1 pseudogene is annotated in these 308 nt (G+C 44.5%); it reads left to right on the top strand.

Going from position 1 to position 308, the window contains the following annotated elements:
* Positions 1-308: pseudogene (locus A3756_RS03385) on the top strand (tryptophan--tRNA ligase); the annotation flags it as partial.

Genomic DNA, 308 nt, shown 5'->3' with positions numbered 1-308 from the left:
GTAGAGTTGCAACACGATTATGAATGTTTCCTCTTCGTTGCAGACTGGCATGCACTCACAACGCATTATGAAGACCCTTTCATGATCGAACAGAGCGTGTGGGATATGGTGATCGATTGGCTTGCTGCGGGTATTAACCCAGGTTCAGCGACAATGTTTGTTCAGTCTATGGTGCCTGAACATGCAGAGTTGCACCTATTGTTGTCAATGATGACGCCTTTAGGTTGGCTGGAACGTGTACCAACTTACAAAGACCAGCAAGAGAAGTTGAAAGAAAAAGATTTGGCAACTTACGGTTTCTTAGGTTA

The sequence above is a fragment of the Oleiphilus sp. HI0086 genome (assembly GCF_001635225.1).
The sequence above is the reverse complement of the archived record's forward strand: the minus strand, read 5'-3'. Positions and strand labels throughout refer to the sequence as shown.